The organism is Guyparkeria halopsychrophila (assembly GCF_044582135.1).
Classification (GTDB): domain Bacteria; phylum Pseudomonadota; class Gammaproteobacteria; order Halothiobacillales; family Halothiobacillaceae; genus Guyparkeria.
Map to the genome: position 1 here is coordinate 1 of NZ_JBDODP010000046.1, position 2,456 is coordinate 2,456.

Here is a 2,456-nt window from a genome sequence, read left to right on the forward strand (position 1 = left end):
ACGTCGCGCCGGGCACGGCGGTAGCTCATAACCACTCCGCCGCAACCGGCGTGCGAAACAATTCTTCCCACGATATGCCGTCCGTATCGGCTGATGGATGCCCACTCGAGTGGCGACTACGCTTGTAAGCGATAGCCGGAGACGTCTTTACCGAACCACCGTCGGAGGCTCCATGACCAATCGCGACGATATCCAAGACCGGGCCGCCGGCGCGATCATGGGAGCCTTCATCGGCGATGCCCTGGGGGTCGGCCCGCACTGGTACTACAACCTCGACGAGTTGCGTCGGGACTACGGCGACTGGATCGACGGCTACACCGACCCCAAGCCCGGTCGATACCACGAGGGCCTCAAGGCAGGTCAGCTCTCCCAGGCGGGGATCATCCTCGACTTGATGCTGCGTTCACTGGTGGAGGCGAATGGTTACGACGAAGAGGATTTCTGTCGACGTCTGGATGACGACCTCTTCCCAATGCTCGATGGCACCCCGGCCTCGGGTCCCGGCGGGTACACCAGCCAATCCATCCGCGATGCCTGGCGAAAACGTGTCGAGCACGGCTTGCCGTGGGGTGAGGTCGGTGGCCACGCCGACACCACCGAAGCCATCGAGCGCACACTTGCCATTGCCGTGCGCTATGCGCTTCAGCCCCAAAAACTGGCGGCAGCCATTGCCGACAACACCGTCCTGACCCAGGTGGATGAAACGGTGGTCTCCATGACCGTGGCGTACGGTGCGCTGCTGGCTTTGCTGGTTCAGGGGCACCGCCTGGATACGGAAATCTCCGACAAGCTGATGGCTTGGGTGAAAAGCGGTGATTTGCCGTTTCATGCCGTCACCAGCGATGATCTTCAGCCGCCCCAGCCGGGGCAGTCGGACCCACCCCGGGCAGGCCGTTTTGCCTCGCCCGATGCCCTGCTGACACCGTCCTGCATCGCCGCAGCGGCTGGCGATCCCGGGGTGCGAATCGAGCCGCCCTGGAAAGTCTCCCTGGTGTACGGCATGCCCTGCGCCATCTATCACCAGCTTCCGGCGGCTTACTACCTCTCGGCAAGATTTGCCGATGATTTCGAGGCGGCGGTATTGCACGCGGTCAATGGCGGTGGCCAGAACATGGCCCGGGCGATGCTGACCGGTGCGCTTACGGGGGCACAGGTGGGTCTCAGCGGAATCCCCCAGCGGTTTATCGACGGATTGGAAAACGTCGGCGAGTTACAGCAGCGGGCCGAGCAAGTGGCCTCAGCGGTGGCAGCCGACGGTCTTCCATGATGGCTTTTCACGTCGACGTGCGATGCCCCCCCGGCAGGGTCGCCCTTGCCGGGGGTTTTTGGTCTGGCGTCTGTCGCGCCGCAGATCCTGTTGGGGCGTTTTTTCGCCTGACCTTTAAAAGGAGGCCCGCCTTTTCTATCGCTTTGCGACCCGCAGTGGGTCTCAGGGCTGTCTGTCGGGCGGTGTAAGCTTGAAGATCCTCGTGTGGGTTCGGATGGCTGGACCCACATGGGATGAGCACCACGGGCGGCGTAAGCCGCGCTGATTTGCGCGCTGATTTATGGGGAGCGAATCATGCAGGAAGGTTTCGGAGAAGGGGTGTTGTCTATCTGGCAGACCCCTCTGTACCAGACAGGCGAAACGACCATCCACTTGAGCCAGTTGGTGATCGCGCTTCTCGTCATTGTTCTGGGCTTTTTCCTGGTGCGTTACGTGGGGGGCACGCTATCGCGTCGCATCGACAAGGATTCGCGCGTATCAGCCCAGCGGGCGCACGTGATCCGCAAGATGGTCGCCTACGTGGGCTATCTGACCATCGTCCTCATGGCCCTCCCCATTGCCGGCATTCCGATTACCGTGTTTGCCATCCTGGGTGGCGCCCTGGCGATCGGCGTGGGTTTTGGTGCCCAGAACCTGCTCAACAACCTGATCTCGGGCATCATTCTGCTTGTCGAACACCCCATCAGGATTGGCGATGTCGTCGAGCTGGAGACCGACAGAGGGCGCGTCGAGGATATCGGGAATCGCTGCGTGCGCATCCGGCGTTTCGATGGTGTGCATGTGCTGGTGCCGAACAGTTACTTTCTCGAGCAACGTGTCACCAACTGGACACTGGTGTCCAACGAGGTGCGCGGTGGGGTGACGGTGGGCGTGGCATACGGCTCACCCACCCGCCGGGTGGAACAGCTGATGTTGCAGGCCGCGATGGAGCAGAGGGCCATTGACGATAGCTTGGCGAATCCCGAGGTGCTGTTCGAGGACTTCGGCGACAACAGCCTGGTGTTCACCGTGTTTTTCTGGACGCGTGTTCAGGTCGCGACGGACCTTCGTCGACTCCAATCGACCATCCGATTCCGTATCGATGAGCTGTTTGCCGAAGACGGTATCGTGATTGCCTTCCCACAACGTGATGTGCACCTGGATATCAGCGATCCCCTGCCGCTTCGCATCGTTGATGAGTGAACGGGGC

The 2,456-nt window shown here is 61.6% G+C and carries 2 protein-coding genes; both read left to right on the plus strand.

Annotated elements, in window-relative coordinates:
- Positions 1-172: 172 nt before the first annotated feature.
- Positions 173-1,267: an ADP-ribosylglycohydrolase family protein gene (locus tag ABGV18_RS11395; RefSeq protein WP_396586137.1), complete on the plus strand. Its 1,095-nt coding sequence runs from the start codon at positions 173-175 to the stop codon at positions 1,265-1,267.
- A 294-nt stretch (positions 1,268-1,561) separates the two neighbouring features.
- The gene (locus ABGV18_RS11400) at positions 1,562-2,449 is read left to right on the plus strand and encodes a mechanosensitive ion channel domain-containing protein (protein ID WP_396586138.1); all 888 of its coding nucleotides are present in this window, start codon (positions 1,562-1,564) and stop codon (positions 2,447-2,449) included.
- The last annotated feature ends 7 nt before the right edge of the window (positions 2,450-2,456 follow it).

Coding starts and splice junctions, on each gene's coding strand:
- ABGV18_RS11395 (WP_396586137.1), top strand. CDS start 173: ATGACCAATCGCGACGATATCCAAGACCGGGCCGCCGGCGCGATCATG.
- ABGV18_RS11400 (WP_396586138.1), top strand. CDS start 1,562: ATGCAGGAAGGTTTCGGAGAAGGGGTGTTGTCTATCTGGCAGACCCCT.